Annotated in this window: 10 protein-coding genes; 1 reads left to right on the top strand and 9 read right to left on the bottom strand. The window is 64.6% G+C overall.

The features are described 5' to 3' along the window. Positions 1-30: 30 nt before the first annotated feature. The 7 genes from BLIN9172_RS09165 to BLIN9172_RS09135 all read right to left on the bottom strand — a co-directional run bounded on the left by BLIN9172_RS09165 (position 31) and on the right by BLIN9172_RS09135 (position 7817). Positions 31-1089, bottom strand: coding sequence for an RAP domain-containing protein (locus tag BLIN9172_RS09165; RefSeq protein WP_101554794.1), 1059 nt, complete (start codon positions 1087-1089; stop codon positions 31-33). A gap of 700 nt (positions 1090-1789) precedes the next feature. Further along, on the bottom strand, positions 1790-2545 hold the full coding sequence (locus BLIN9172_RS09160; protein ID WP_101554793.1) for an iron ABC transporter ATP-binding protein: 756 nt from the start codon (positions 2543-2545) through the stop codon (positions 1790-1792). Further along, positions 2542-3756 (bottom strand): iron chelate uptake ABC transporter family permease subunit, encoded by a 1215-nt coding sequence (locus tag BLIN9172_RS09155; RefSeq protein ID WP_240812005.1) that lies wholly within the window; start codon positions 3754-3756, stop codon positions 2542-2544. Before BLIN9172_RS09155 ends, BLIN9172_RS09160 begins: the two co-directional genes overlap by 4 nt. After that, positions 3757-4863 (bottom strand): ABC transporter permease, encoded by a 1107-nt coding sequence (locus BLIN9172_RS09150; protein ID WP_101554792.1) that lies wholly within the window; start codon positions 4861-4863, stop codon positions 3757-3759. Then, positions 4863-5852 (bottom strand): siderophore ABC transporter substrate-binding protein, encoded by a 990-nt coding sequence (locus BLIN9172_RS09145; RefSeq protein WP_101554791.1) that lies wholly within the window; start codon positions 5850-5852, stop codon positions 4863-4865. Before BLIN9172_RS09145 ends, BLIN9172_RS09150 begins: the two co-directional genes overlap by 1 nt. A gap of 197 nt (positions 5853-6049) precedes the next feature. Further along, positions 6050-7015 carry an inositol monophosphatase family protein gene (locus tag BLIN9172_RS09140; RefSeq protein ID WP_101554790.1) on the bottom strand — a complete coding sequence of 322 codons (966 nt, stop codon included), beginning with the start codon at positions 7013-7015 and terminating at the stop codon, positions 6050-6052. A gap of 526 nt (positions 7016-7541) precedes the next feature. Beyond that, a complete protein-coding gene (locus tag BLIN9172_RS09135) occupies positions 7542-7817 on the bottom strand; it encodes a hypothetical protein (protein ID WP_145998890.1) in 276 nt (91 codons plus the stop codon). Positions 7818-8044: 227 nt separating this feature from the next. Between BLIN9172_RS09135 and BLIN9172_RS09130 the strand changes: the two genes are divergently transcribed. Beyond that, positions 8045-11167 (top strand): FAD-binding and (Fe-S)-binding domain-containing protein, encoded by a 3123-nt coding sequence (locus tag BLIN9172_RS09130; protein ID WP_240812004.1) that lies wholly within the window; start codon positions 8045-8047, stop codon positions 11165-11167. Between the two features lie 87 nt (positions 11168-11254). Here the strand turns inward: BLIN9172_RS09130 and BLIN9172_RS09125 are convergent, their stop codons facing one another. Next, positions 11255-11644: a universal stress protein gene (locus BLIN9172_RS09125; protein WP_101554787.1), complete on the bottom strand. Its 390-nt coding sequence runs from the start codon at positions 11642-11644 to the stop codon at positions 11255-11257. Positions 11645-11789: 145 nt separating this feature from the next. Further along, positions 11790-13397 (bottom strand): malate synthase A, encoded by a 1608-nt coding sequence (gene aceB, locus BLIN9172_RS09120; RefSeq protein ID WP_101554786.1) that lies wholly within the window; start codon positions 13395-13397, stop codon positions 11790-11792. Positions 13398-13420 lie beyond the last annotated feature (23 nt).

The raw sequence follows: 13420 nt of genomic DNA, 5'->3' as shown, positions 1-13420 counted from the left end.
CGGCACAAAAGTCGATGCGCGAGCTCTGCATCATCCGTGGGGACTCCCGACCATCTGCTTCAGCTCCGGCACTTGTGTGAAGATCTTGTCCCGGAAGTCGTTGAGCCTGAATACGTCGTCGAAACTCAGATGGATGACCTTATACCCCAGACTGAGAAGCCGGTTGTGCTGTTCGCCTTCTCTCCGGATCAGCGAGGGTCCCACCAGAGCGTATTTCTCACTTCCGTCGACCGCGAGGATCGTTCGCGCCTGTTCGTTGAGAAAATCCACTCGCGCTATGAAGCCTTTGCTGTCTCGGACTTCGATCTGCTGTTCGAACCCCGTCAGATTCAAGGCGATGAGGTTGAATCGGCAGTTGCTCTCGGCAGGACTCTCTGAGAACGGATCGATCGCATCAACCATCCGCTGCGCGGTGACCTGGCCCGACCGCATGCGAGCAACCGCAGGGCAAAACGCCGTCGCGACAATTCGACGTGCCTCGGCCTGAAACTTCTCCGTATACCCGAATTTGGGATTGACGCCAGGGAATTGAGCGGTCGTCATCTGACGCAGCACCCATTCCATGGCTGCAAAAGCTTCACGTTGTCCCGAAATCCGAATGAGGTCCAAGGCCGTCCTGACCGCCGAGGTGGCCGTCAGATGACCGAATCGGACCTGATCCTCTGCGGGAACCTCGCCCCGTACACGGATGATCTCCTTCGTGTGCGAATTGCTCCGCGGGTGTCTGACCGTGATCGCTTTCGATGTGTCCTTGTACAGAGGGATTCCGTGGAGGACCGCTGCCGACTTGCCAACGATCACATCCTCTGGTCGATACCAGCGATAGCTGCGAATCCGAAGGGCACGGAGCTGAGTCTGGTACCTGAAATCATGCTTCAAGTCGGCCGGAGTTCTGTCGACATGGAAGCTGATCCAGTCGATGTCGCTGATCAATGCCGCAATTCGGCTGTGGTCTTTCACTCGGCACTCGCGGATCACCGAGTACACTCCGCGGCAGAGTCGAATAAGACAACAGTCCAACGCACTCTTGATCGTGTTGGAAGAGATGCCGGCGGCACTGAATTCTTCGCGATAGATCGTGTTCTTCATCTGGCGAGTATCGGCATCAGCGGCCCGAGTTCAGAAGCCCCTGCGCCAGGGTCGTGGACAACGTTTCGTCGTCCACAAGTCAACGACGGACGAGTCGAGTTCTTCTCCACAGGCCGCTGAGAACCGTCTTGGCTCAAGAATTTCTGAGATCACGCACCTGCTGAGCACCGCTGCGATGGGTTCCGTCCGTCGGAACCGAAGCTCGCACCGGCTGTCTGGATTCTCGCAAGTCGCCGGACGAGCAGGTCTTCCACAGTGTCTGGTGCGCGGGTGAGAACTCAGTCCACGTAAGCGCTAGTCCAGTAATCGCCTTTTGCGCCATCCGTGATCGACTTTCGTCCGAACCGTCATCGCCTTTTGATCGATGCATCGGGTTCGAACTCGATGATTCGGTCAAAAGGCGATGAGCGCCCGAAAGTTGCCTCAATGGGCGATGAGCGTGCAATCGAGACGCTGATCGGTGCTCTTTCGACGCTCTTTCGGCGCAGAAAGTCTGCTCCTACCGCGCCTTGTCGCAGCGACCGCCCTCGCCAGAGCGGCCAGGGCACGGCACCGCCCTCGCCAGGGCGGCCAGGGCAGGGCACCGGACGTTCGCAGCTGCCGACCACCCCGGCAACCACACGGGCAGAGTCACACGCGCGGACGATGCTCCGCAGCACACAACCAGATGCATCAGAAGTCCCCATCACCCGGCCCGGACTCAGAAATACACCGCCAGCGGGCCTCGAGGGCCGTCGACGACGTCGACCGGGGTGTCGAACACCCGGGACAGCACCTCACCGGTCATGATCTCCTCGGGCGTGCCGAACTCGACCACCGCACCGTCTTTGACCGCACAGATGTGGTCGGCGTAGTGACCGGCGAAGTTGATGTCGTGGAGGACGATGACGATAGTCCTGCCCATCTCGGCCGCCGCCCGGCGCAGGTGCTGCATCATCTGCACCGATCGCTTCATGTCGAGATTGTTCAGCGGCTCATCGAGCAGCACGTAGTCGGTGTCCTGTGCCAGCACCATCGCCACATAGGCACGCTGCCGCTGCCCGCCGGAGAGCTCGTCGATGAATCGGTTCTCCAGCTCACCGAGCTCGAGGAAGTCGATCGCCTGCGAGATGACTTCCTCATCGGCAGCCGTCAGGCGTCCCTTCGAATGCGGGAAGCGACCGAAGCCGACGAGCTGCCGAATCGTCAGCCGAGTGATGAAGTGGTTCTCCTGCCGCAGGATGGATACGATCTTCGCCAGGTCCTTCGACTTCGTCGACGACACATCGAAACCGGCCACCGAGATCGCTCCGGAATCGAGCCCGAGCAGCCGCCCGATCATCGTCAGCAGCGTCGACTTCCCCGCACCGTTCGGCCCGACCAGGGCGGTGACTCCCCCGGCCGGGATCTGCAGGTCGACGGGTCCGATCGAGACCTCGTCGTCGTAGGATTTGCGGACCGATTCGAGCGTGATCACAGGCGCCCCTTTCGCAGGATGACGAGCAGGAAGGCGCCGCCGCCGACGATCTCGATGATGATCGACACGACCCCCTCGGCGTAGAAGATGTTCTTCATGACGAAGTACGCCCCACCGAGGACGACGAACCCGAGGAGGGCGGCCATCGGGAAGAGACGCTTGTGGTCATAGGTGTCGGCGAACTGGTAGGCGAGCATCGCGACGAGGAAGCCGAGGAAGACCATCGGTCCGATCATCGACACGGACACCGCCATGAGGATGGAGACGAAGAAGAGGACTCTGATGAGTTCGCCCTTGAAGTTGAGTCCCAGGTTGCTCGTCATGTCCCGCCCCAGGGCCACCACATTCAGGCGTGAGGAGCAGAGGTAGAGTCCGAGGCAGGCCAGCACACACAGCGGGATCGACACCGGCAGGTAGCTCGAATCCGAATTCGAGATCGACCCGAACAGGCGGGCGGAGAGGATGTCGAATTCGCTCGGAGTCAGCGTCCGCTGCATGAATGTCGCCACCGATCCGAGTCCGCCGCCGATGACCACGCCGATGAGCAGCATGAGCGCCACCGAGGAATGCCGCCCCGACAGCAGCCACCCGTAGAGCGCCAGCGACAGCCCGACCATGAGAATGAGTTGGACGACGAAGGGCACGAGTCCCTTGAGCTCGACGATCGCCGTGACCCCGAAGAAGTACATCGCCGAGGTCTGGATCGCGACGTAGAGGGACTCGAATCCCATGATCGAGGGCGTGATGATCCGGTTGTTCGTCACCGTCTGGAAGGCGACCGTGCCGAACGACTGGCACAGCGCGACCAGGGCGATGACGACGAGGTTCGTCAGCCGCAGCTCCGCGATCAGCCAGAACCCCGGGTCCGTGATCGGCATCGGGTTGTCCCAGGCCAGGATGCCCAGAGCGATCCCCGCCGAGGCGACCGACAGCACGATGATCATCGTCCAGTACCGCCGCACGGACTTCGCCGTCGGCAGCGGACCCGACGACCGCTGAGCGGGCGAAGACCCTCGCCGAGGCGGCCGAACGACCCGTGCGCCCGCACCGGAACGATCCGTGCCGGTCGGGTCAATGACAGCGGGACGATCTCGGTCGACCGCCTCGGTGCCGGTGGACCGATCCCCGCCGTTCACGACGGTGGCCGCGGTCGGGTCGGCCGCCTCGGTGCCGGTGTCGACCGGGGATTCGTCCTTCGCTCGCATCGGCACTCACCCGACCTTCCGCTGACGCAGCAGCAGGGCGACGAACACGGCCGCTCCGACGACGCCGAGGATGAGGGACACGGGCACTTCGAAGGGCATGACGATGATGCGGCCGATGAGGTCGCAGATGGTGACGATCGCGATGCCGAGCAGGCACACCCACGGCAGATTCGAGCGCAGGTCGTCGCCGCGGATGAGCGAGACGATGTTGGGCACGATGAGGCCGAGGAACGGCAGGTTGCCGACGACGACGGTGACCACTCCGGTCGCAATCGCCACGAACACGGTGCCCAGCAGCAGGATCTGGTTGTAGTTGAGGCCGACGTTGGTGGCGATCTCCTTGCCGAGACCTGCCACGGTGAAGCGGTCGGCGAGAACGAAGATGGCGACGACGACGGCCGCGACGATCCACAGGGTCTCGTACTGGCCCCGCAGGATCGAGGTGAAGCTGCCGGCGAACCAGATGCCCAGGGATTGGAGCATGTCCGTCTGCACCGCGATGAATGTCGAGACGGCGCCGACGACGGCGCCGAGCATGATGCCGACGATGGGCACGATGAGCGAGGACTTCAGGGACACGCGGCGGAGAAAGACGAAGAAGACGAGGGTGCCGATGAACGCGGCGATGATCGCCCCGACCATCCGCGCCACGATCGAGGCATCGGGGTAGATGATGACGGTGAGCATGAGCCCCAGTCCCGCCCATTCGGTGGTGCCGGTCGTCGTCGGTTCGACGAAGCGGTTCTGGGTCAGCAGCTGCATGACCAGTCCGCACATCGCCATGGCGGCACCGGCCAGGACGAGGGCGATCGTGCGCGGGATCCGCGTGATCTGGAACATCTCTGCCCCGCCGTCGCCGCCGAAGACGTCATAGACGCCGGTGAGCAGCGAGATCGCGAGGAGGATGGCGACCCCGAGGATGCCCAGCACAAGCGGCCATCCGAACAGGGGTGTATTCGCCGAGGCGGCCCCACGTGGGGGCGAGGCTGCCGTCCCGCTGGGGGACAGAACCGCCGTCCCGTCTGGGGACGGGTCGGCCGTTCCCTGTGGGGACTCAGCCGTCCGGTTGCGTCGGGCTTCGTTCCGACGGCGGGCCGCCTCGGCGAGGGTCATCACTTCTGGTCTTCGAGCTTGTCGGCGAAGTCGTTGAAGAACTCGGTGTACGTCTGGATGCCTTCGTTGAGGTAGGTGTCCTCGGGGAAGTAGACGATCGCGTCGTCCTTGATCGCAGGGACATCCTTCAGCGCTTCGGAGTCTTCGAGAACTTCGGCGGCCGGGGCCGAACCTTCGTCGCGGTCCTCTGGGGCGAAGGAGGCATCGCGGTCGAGGACGATCATGAGGTCGGGCTGCGACTTCGCGATGGCTTCGACGGAGATGTCGTCGCCCTGGTGGTCTTCACTGCCCTCGTCGACCTCGAGGGCCGGGTCGAGATCGAGGATGTCGAAGACGGGACCGACGGTGCGGCCGACCGATGGTGCGGCGTAGCCGATGTCGCCGGCCGAGGTGATCAGGCCCATCACCTTGTCGCTGTCGTCGTAGGCGGACTGAGCACGTTCGATGGAGGCGTCGAAGTCGTCGACGAGCGCCTTCGCCTCGTCCTGCTTGCCGAAGACCTCGCCGAGCACCTCGGTCTGGCGGCGCAGTTCGGCGTCGAAGTCCTCACCGTCGCGGGGATCGAGTTCGAGCACCGTCGCGTCGGGAGCGAGCTTGGCCAGGTCGTCGTGGAACTGGGCGAATCGCTGGCCGTTGACGATGAGATCGGGCCCCGCTTCGACGACCTTCTCGAGGTCGGGTTCGCGGTGGTTGCCGAGGTCGAGGATCGAGTCGTCCTGAGTGTAGTCGAGGTCGTCGCTCATCAGGGCGACGGCGCCGCCGCTGAGTTCGATGCCCCAGTCGCTGAGGGTCTGGAACGTGCGGTTGTCGGTGGCGACGACGGACTTCGGCGGGGAGGCGACGGTCTGCTTGCCGTTGTTGTCCTCGACCTCGATCGTCGAGCCGGAGTCATCGGCCTGCGCCGAATCCGAGTCGGCAGAGCCGCAGCCTGCCAGGGTGAGAGCGACAACGCCTGCCAGGGCGCTCAGTTGAAGGCGAGTCGAAACCATGGGTCCCACTTTCAGGAATGAACGAATAGGTCGAGCGTGTGCACACACTGAAAGTAAGCTTAGCCTATGCTTCAAAAATAAAGTCAAAGAAGTGTGACGTTATCTGCATCACACCTGAAGTGGGGCCGGATGGGCGTGCGGGCGGGCGGTGGGCTCCGCTGCGCCCCGGTCAGATGGCGGGCTCCGCTGCGCCCCGGTCAGATGGCGGCGATGAGCCTGTCGACCTCGTCTTGGGTGTCGGCGGCGGCTGTCGGGCCGCCGGATCCTCCGCGACTGACCTTGAGTCCGGCCTCTTCGACGATGACCGCCCCACCTGCGTAGTCGTAGATGCCCAGGCCGCGTTCGGCGTAGCCGTTGACTCGGCCCTCGGCGACCATGCACAGGTCGAGTGCGGCCGAGCCGCAGCGACGGATGTCGTCGTATCCGGTCATGAGGTTCTCGAGCTTGGACAGTTGGACTCCGCGGTTGCTCAGGGCATAGGCGAAACCGGTGGCCAGGAGCCTGCCGGACAGCCCGGGCGGAGTCCCGCGCAGTCGTCGTGCCGGTATGGCGGCACCGGTCTCGCGGTGGTCGGCCAGACGTCCGTCGATCCGAAAGGCACCCAGGCCCGCGGCCGCCAGCCATGTAGCGTCCAGCCCGGGCGAGGCGACGAGTCCGATCTGCCAGTCGCCGAGTCCGAGGCCGGCGTCCTTCTCATCTGCCACCGCGCAGACGCCGACGGAGAAGGCATGGTGTTCGATGCTGCGGACATAGTTGACGGTGCCGTCGATCGGGTCGATATGCCATTCCAGCCGCGGACCGTCGTCAGCGATCTCGTTGAGTGCACCGGTCTCCGGATCGAATGCGTTGAGTCCCAGCAGGAAGTCCGCAGGGAAGAATGCGACCGGGTCGAGGGCTTCCGAACCCTCTTCGCCGACCATGAGGTCGTGGGGCCTGACTTGGTTGAGGTAGCCGCGCACGAGCGCCTCGATCTGCGCGTCGGCGCGAGTGACGAGGTCGTTCGGCGAGGTCTTCGTGTCGACGACATTGGCGTCGAGGCGCGCGCCGAGCAGCGGCCTCCAGGCGAGCATCTGCTCCCACGCCATGAGTGAGAGGTCGGAAGCGATGCGGAGCAGACAGTGGTCGACGATCTCAGCGGGCAGGGATTCGAGCTCGGAGTTCATACGGCCACTCTAGACACCCCGCCGCGCTCCTCGCCCGAGCGTCCGCCGGCAGAATCCTGCCCGTCCGCGCAGTCCGTTTCCCACGGCCGCAGTCCGCCCCTGTGTAACAAGACTGCAATACACCGGCGACTATGTACTTCTTGTATCTAATCCGCCCCGGGGCCTCAGGAACTCCGATCGCACAGCTATTCTCGCCTCCCGGAAACGCACCTGCGGTTGCCGTCACCGCACTTCGATCCAGGTGATTTCACAAACAGAGGAAGTGTCGAATCCTGAAGCGATTTCCATGCCTCGAGCAGAATTTCACTTCGGAAATGTGTTCACCCAACAGGGCCATTGTCCCCGGAACGAGAATTCCCGCTTCCGGCACCTCGATGAATCGGTCACGCAACCGTCAGAGACCGTCCATGAATCACACAAGGGCGGTGATCCATACCGATTAAGGATCACCGCCCTGGTTTCTGCGCGGGAAGTGCGGACACAGAGGGGGCAGGCGAATGCCGTTCTTCCCCTGTGGCTCCTGAGGTCAGGCGGGGTCAGCGACCCCGGCCTTCGGCTCACTGCGCTTGACCGGTCCGTGCCTGCGCACGATCTCCTGAACGGCCTGCGAAGAGGTACCCGCCGCCTCGGCGATCGCACCGAAGGTCGCACCTTCTTCGCGGGCGCGCAGAATCGCCATCACATAGTCGGTGTTGATTTTGGAGCGCTGCCGTGCGACCTTTCGGACCGCACCGACTAATGCCGCCTGATCAACTGTCAATTCACGAGCTCGACGAGACATGGTTTCTTCCCCTGCATTCATGGTGTGGCCCGTTGCCACGAATTGGTGTAGTCCCATTAGATACCACGAATATGTCAAGACACCAAGAATTCCCGAATATAGGAACTCGGGCTACTGTGCAGCACCGTTCTGAGCACGTAAGATAACGAATATATAACATTACTTGGGTTTCAACGATGACCGTCGCTCGCAATGTTCCGGCATGGACGGTATCGATGTTCCGGCAACCCAAGTGGCACAATGCGGACATGACGACTATGGCCGATCCCACTGGAGCGAATCGGGCGACCGTCGACGAAGACGAGTCCCAGACGCCGCTTCCCACCGCACTCGCCGAACAGTTCCGCGCCGCGGGCATCCGTGATTTCAGCATCGACGATACCGACCGCGCCGCGTACTCCTCCGATGCCTCGCTCTTCCGACTAGTCCCTGCCGCCATCGTCTTCCCTCACGACGAGGGCGAGGTGGCTCGTGCCCTGTCTGTTGCGCGCCGCCTCGGTGTGCCCATCACCAGCCGCGGTGCCGGCACATCGATCGCCGGCAACGCCATCGGCCGCGGCATCGTCCTCGACTTCTCTCTCCATATGAACGCGGTCCTCGACCTCGATCCGGATGAGCAGGCGGCCTGGGTGCAGTCCGGCTGCGTCCACGCCCACCTGCAGAAACAGGCCAAACCGCACGGTCTGCGTTTCGGCCCGGACCCGTCCACCCACACCCGCTGCACGATCGGCGGGATGATCGGCAACAATGCCTGCGGGCCCCGGGCGCTGGGCTACGGACGCACGGGCGACAACATTCTCGCGCTGAAGATCATGCTCATCGACGGCACCGTCGTCATCCTCGATGACGCGGACGCCTCCACCACGTTCCCGCGGCTGCATGAACTCGTGGCACAGAACCTCGGCACCATCCGTACGAACTTCGGCACATTCTCCCGCCAGGTCTCCGGGTACGGACTCGAAGCCCTCCTTCCGGAGAACGGCTTCGACGTCCGCCGCGCCTTCGCCGGCACCGAGGGCACCTGGGGAGTCATCCTCGCGGCGAAGATGCGCCTGGTCAAGGATCCGAGTTTCACCTCGGCGGTGGTGCTCGGCTATGCGGACATGGTCGCCGCCGCCCACGATGCGCCGCTGCTGAAGGACTTCCCCGTCGCCGCCTGCGAGGGCCTCGATTCGCGCATGCTCGACCGGGTCATCGACACCAAGGGCGCCGAGGCGGTCCCGCCCCTTCCCGAGGGTGCGGGCTGGCTCGTCGTCGAACTCACCGGTGAGGACGAGGCCGCGCTCGAGACCGAGACTCAGCGCCTCATCTCCGAATCGACGTCACGCGACTCCGCAGTCCTCGACGCCCGGGCCGCGGCCGAGGTGTGGGCGATCCGCGCCGATGGCGCAGGTCTCGTCTCGCGCACCCCCGATGGGCGCGACGCCCACGCCGGCTGGGAGGATTCGGCGGTTCCGGTGGACCACCTCGGCGATTATCTGCATGACCTCATGGAGCTGCTCGAGGAGCACGGGCTGTGGGCGATTCCCTACGGGCACTTCGGCGACGGCTGCCTGCACATGCGCGTGGACTTCCCGCTCGAGGATCCGAACGGCGGGCAGGTGATGCGCGATTTCATGGTTGCGGCCACGAAGCTCGTCGCGCGCTACGGCGGGTCGGTCTCCGGGGAGCACGGGGACGGTCGGGCCCGCTCCGAACTGCTGCGCCTCATGTACACCCCGGCGGCGCTCGACCTGTTTTCCCAGGTCAAGCGGCTCTTCGATCCTCAGCATCTGCTCAATCCCGGTGTCATCGTCGACCCGGACGCCCTCGACGAGTCGGTCCGTCTCACTCAGCTGCCGCTGCGTCAGGAGCTGCCCGGAACCCTCGCGATGGCCTACGAAGGCGAGTCCGCCGGTTTCGCGTCGGCGGTGCACCGGTGCACCGGGGTCGGCAAGTGCCGTGCGGATTCGGCGGCCGGCGGCGGCATCATGTGCCCGTCGTACCAGGCCACACGGGATGAGCGGCATTCGACGCGGGGGCGTGCGCGAGTGCTGCAGGAGATGGTGTCCGGGGATCTTCTCGAGCCTCGCTGGGACTCCCCCGAGGTGCACGAGGCCCTTGACCTGTGCCTGTCATGCAAGGCCTGCGGGACCGAATGCCCGACCGGCACGGACATGTCCACGTACAAGGCCGAGGTGCTCTACCAGTCGTACAAGGGCAAGCTGCGGCCGATGAAGCACTATTCGCTCGGGTTCCTTCCGCAGCTCGCCCGTCTCATCACTCCTCTCGCACCCGCGGTCAACCGGGTCTCGGGGCTGACGGGGCTGACGACGCTGGCGAAGAAGATGGCCGGCATCGACGTCCGCCGGTCGATTCCGCAGTTCACGGCCACGACGTTCAGGAAATGGTGGGCCACCACCGCCGAGGCGGCACCGAAGGTGCACTCCCAAGCTGAGCCCCGCTCGAAAGCCGAGTCCCGCTCGAGCGCCGAGTCACCGGGCGCGGATTCGTCACCGGCCTCGGATTCGCTGCGGCCGAACGCTGAGGTCGTGCTGTTCGCCGACTCCTGGTCGAACCATTTCGCTCCGCGCATCCTCGCCGCGGCCGTCGCCGTGCTCGAGCAGGCCGGGGTGCATGTGCGGGTGATCGATCAGACGGTGTGCTGCGGACTGCCGCTCATCTCCACCGGTCAGCTCGATGCCGCGAAGGCGAATCTCTCGGAGACGATCACGGCTCTCGATGCCACCGGGGATGTGCCGATCATCGGCGTCGAGCCTTCGTGCTTGGCGACGCTCAAGGATGATTCGCTCAAACTCGTCGCCGATGAGGCCTCGCACCGGGTGGCGAACCGGGTGCAGACTCTCGCCCAGTATCTGCTGAGCATCGGCGCCGAACTGCCGGACCTGTCCGGGATCGAAGCGCTCGTGCAGCCGCATTGTCACCAGTCGGCGATCTTCGGCAACGCGGCAGATAAGGAGCTGTTGGCCAGGGCCGGAGCGGATACGGAGTTCCTCGGCGGGTGCTGCGGTCTGGCCGGGAACTTCGGCGTCGAAGACGGTCATTTCGAGACCTCGGTCGCCGTCGCCGAGGTGGCCCTGCTGCCGGCTCTGCGCAGACGCGGACGGGCCACCGGGGTGGAGGCTCGGGCCGATTCCGATAGCGTCACCGTTGCCGATACCGATACCGGCGCTTCAGCTCATCGTGCGCCGGAGGCTGTCTCAGATGCTTCGCGCGCTCGTGCCACGGGATCCGGCGCGGACGGGCGGCTGCAGGTCGTTCTTGCCGACGGGTACTCGTGCCGCACGCAGATCACGGATCTCAGCGACGCCGCGGGGGTGTCGCTGGCCGAGCTCCTCGCGTGGGGGTGGGGGCTGGGACCGCGGCGCTGAGTCCGAGGTCCGGGCCGCCTCGGCGAGGATTCCGGCCTTGGCCGTCGCCTCAGGCCTAGGCCCTCGCCTCAGGCCCTGGCCGTCGCCTCAGGCCTTGGCCGTCAGCACCGGGACCTCGGCTTCGAGGAGGATGCGCTGGGCCTGCGAGCCGAGGATGAACTTCCCGATCGCCGAGCGTTTGCGCAGACCGATGACGATGAGTTGGGCTCCGTATTCCTCGGCGAGGTCGTTGAGCGTGCCGGGCAGATCGTCTTCGTGATCGGGCTGGAGCACCTCGACGTCGACATCCGATTCCTTGCCGAGGTCGACGATCCGCTTGATCTCGTCCTCACCGATCTCGGTCGGAGCCCCACTCGCACCTCGTCGCTGTGAGTTGATCACGACGGCAGCGCTCGACCGCAGTTCGGCCTCTGCGAAACCCGCACGCAGAGCAGCCTCACCCTCGGGAGCGGGTAGGTAGCCAATGAGAATCGTCATGCCCCCCAGTATATGGACTCATCTTTGGTTCGTTGACGTCGGGATCACGCTTCGGTCACGTAACCGCCACCCCACCCCCAGAACTACCTGACGGCGGCCCAACAACCTCGCGCGAGGTTGCTGGGCCGCCGTCAGGTAGTAATTGTTAGGCGACGAAGGCTTCGCTGGCCTTGGACACCCGGTCGACCAGGTGGTCGGTGTAGGCCGGCATGGTGAGGAACTCGGCGAACTCCTCACCCAGCGCCGTCTCACGGAAGATCTCCACGGCCTCATCGAAGTGGTCATCGGCACGGCGCTGCATCAGAGCCAGCTCCTCTCCGAGGTAACGCTCCACCAGACGCGTGGTCAGCTGCTGACCGTTGTCCAGAGTCACCTCGTGGCGGATCCACTGCCAGATCTGCGAGCGGCAGATCTCGGCCGTCGACACGTCTTCGAGCTGGTTCTCCAGAGCCACGTGCCCATTGCCGCCGAGCCATTCGTTCATGTATCCGATGGCCACGCGGATGTTCACCCGCACGCCCTCTTCGGTCACGACCGGCTCGAGGCCGGTGCGGTCGAGGATGTTCTCGCTGGTCACCTGCACATCGGGGCGCTTGTTCTCCAGCTGGTGCGGAGCTGATCCCAGAGCGGCGTCGAACACGGCCAGCGCTGCCGGAACCAGTGCCGGGTCGGCCACCCAGGTGCCGTCGAAGCCCTGCCAGGCCTCGCGGGCCTTGTCCTCACGCATGCGCTCGAACTCGGCGGCCACGAACTCCTGGTCCGGATGATCGGCCATGAGGTTGGACATCGTGCCGATCGCGTGTGCGCCGCGACGGTGGCAAGTGGCCACGAGCCGGTCAGTGAAGGCCTTCATCAGCGGCAGATCCATCGTCAGACGTTCGCGGTCGGGCAGAACGTAGTCGGTGGTGTTGCGCAGGTTCTTCACCACGGAGAACAGGTAGTCCCAACCGGCGGCCTCGAGACCTGCACAGTGCTCGCGCAGCTCGAAGAGGATCTCTTCCATCTGGAACACTGCGGTGATCGTCTCGATATGAGCGGTGGCCCGGATGGTGCCCCGTTCGATGCCGAGCATGTTCTGTGCCAGGACGAACACCTTGTTCCACAGGCGTGCTTCCTGCGAGGACTCGAGCTTCGGCAGGTAGAAGTACGGGCCGGAACCATTGTCGATGAGGTACCGAGCATTGTGGAAGAAGTAGAGACCGAAGTCGACCAGCGCTGCGGAGGTCGAGAACTCGGCTCCGTTGTCATCGACGTAGATCAGGTGCTTCTCGGGCAGGTGCCAACCGCGGGGGCGCAGCCCGATCGTCGGCTGGTTGTCGTTGTTGACGCCGGGCAGCTGACCGCGGATGGCGCGGAAGAGGTTGACCTGTCCGCCGATGACGTTGGCCCAGGTGGGGCTCGTGGCGTCTTCGAGATCGGCCAGCCACACCTTCGCCTGCGAGTTCAGTGCCGCCACGACCTCATCCTCGGTGACCGGCCCGGTGAGTTCCACGCGGCGGTCTTCGAGGCCGGGTGCTCCGGCGGATCCGGCGACCGACCAGGAGCGGTCGGCGCGGATGCGTGCGGTCTCGGGCTTGAAGCGGGGGAGGGTTCCGCCGTTCATCTCGGCCGCGCGGGCCCGGCGCGTGCGCAGCACGTCGCAGATGGTGCCGGCGAACTCGTCGTGCAGCTTGGCGATGAACGTCAGAGCAGGCTCCGAAAGGACGGTGCCGAAGCCGGTTTCGAGCGGCGCGTTGATCTTGATGTAAGACATGGGCTTCTCCTCACCCGTCGTAG

It is taken from the genome of Brevibacterium linens ATCC 9172 (assembly GCF_900169165.1).
Lineage (GTDB): Bacteria > Actinomycetota > Actinomycetes > Actinomycetales > Brevibacteriaceae > Brevibacterium > Brevibacterium linens.
This window is presented reverse-complemented; position numbering and strand designations above follow the sequence as displayed.